This window comes from Enterobacter genomosp. O (assembly GCF_001022965.1).
GTDB classification, from domain to species: domain Bacteria; phylum Pseudomonadota; class Gammaproteobacteria; order Enterobacterales; family Enterobacteriaceae; genus Enterobacter; species Enterobacter cloacae_L.
The window spans coordinates 1-1,711 of record NZ_LECZ01000016.1; the positions used below are offsets into that span (position 1 = coordinate 1).

A 1,711-nucleotide genomic window follows, 5' to 3' on the forward strand; every position below is an offset into this window, starting at 1 on the left:
ACTGCTCTTTAACAATTTATCAGACAATCTGTGTGGGCACTCAAAGTGACATGGATTCTTAATGTCTTCGGACAATAAATGAATACCAAGTCTCTGAGTGAACATACGTAATTCATTACGAAGTTTAATTCACGAGCATCAAACTTAAATTGAAGAGTTTGATCATGGCTCAGATTGAACGCTGGCGGCAGGCCTAACACATGCAAGTCGAGCGGTAGCACAGAGAGCTTGCTCTCGGGTGACGAGCGGCGGACGGGTGAGTAATGTCTGGGAAACTGCCTGATGGAGGGGGATAACTACTGGAAACGGTAGCTAATACCGCATAACGTCGCAAGACCAAAGAGGGGGACCTTCGGGCCTCTTGCCATCAGATGTGCCCAGATGGGATTAGCTAGTAGGTGGGGTAACGGCTCACCTAGGCGACGATCCCTAGCTGGTCTGAGAGGATGACCAGCCACACTGGAACTGAGACACGGTCCAGACTCCTACGGGAGGCAGCAGTGGGGAATATTGCACAATGGGCGCAAGCCTGATGCAGCCATGCCGCGTGTATGAAGAAGGCCTTCGGGTTGTAAAGTACTTTCAGCGGGGAGGAAGGTGTTGAGGTTAATAACCTCAGCAATTGACGTTACCCGCAGAAGAAGCACCGGCTAACTCCGTGCCAGCAGCCGCGGTAATACGGAGGGTGCAAGCGTTAATCGGAATTACTGGGCGTAAAGCGCACGCAGGCGGTCTGTCAAGTCGGATGTGAAATCCCCGGGCTCAACCTGGGAACTGCATTCGAAACTGGCAGGCTAGAGTCTTGTAGAGGGGGGTAGAATTCCAGGTGTAGCGGTGAAATGCGTAGAGATCTGGAGGAATACCGGTGGCGAAGGCGGCCCCCTGGACAAAGACTGACGCTCAGGTGCGAAAGCGTGGGGAGCAAACAGGATTAGATACCCTGGTAGTCCACGCCGTAAACGATGTCGACTTGGAGGTTGTGCCCTTGAGGCGTGGCTTCCGGAGCTAACGCGTTAAGTCGACCGCCTGGGGAGTACGGCCGCAAGGTTAAAACTCAAATGAATTGACGGGGGCCCGCACAAGCGGTGGAGCATGTGGTTTAATTCGATGCAACGCGAAGAACCTTACCTACTCTTGACATCCAGAGAACTTAGCAGAGATGCTTTGGTGCCTTCGGGAACTCTGAGACAGGTGCTGCATGGCTGTCGTCAGCTCGTGTTGTGAAATGTTGGGTTAAGTCCCGCAACGAGCGCAACCCTTATCCTTTGTTGCCAGCGGTCCGGCCGGGAACTCAAAGGAGACTGCCAGTGATAAACTGGAGGAAGGTGGGGATGACGTCAAGTCATCATGGCCCTTACGAGTAGGGCTACACACGTGCTACAATGGCGCATACAAAGAGAAGCGACCTCGCGAGAGCAAGCGGACCTCATAAAGTGCGTCGTAGTCCGGATTGGAGTCTGCAACTCGACTCCATGAAGTCGGAATCGCTAGTAATCGTAGATCAGAATGCTACGGTGAATACGTTCCCGGGCCTTGTACACACCGCCCGTCACACCATGGGAGTGGGTTGCAAAAGAAGTAGGTAGCTTAACCTTCGGGAGGGCGCTTACCACTTTGTGATTCATGACTGGGGTGAAGTCGTAACAAGGTAACCGTAGGGGAACCTGCGGTTGGATCACCTCCTTACCTTAAAGAACCTGCCTTTGTAGTG

Annotated in this window: 1 rRNA gene; it reads left to right on the forward strand. The window is 52.9% G+C overall.

The annotated features are described in order from the left end of the window. The first annotated feature begins 146 nt into the window (after positions 1 to 146). Positions 147 to 1,686 (forward strand): 16S ribosomal RNA (locus ABR39_RS01105). The last annotated feature ends 25 nt before the right edge of the window (positions 1,687 to 1,711 follow it).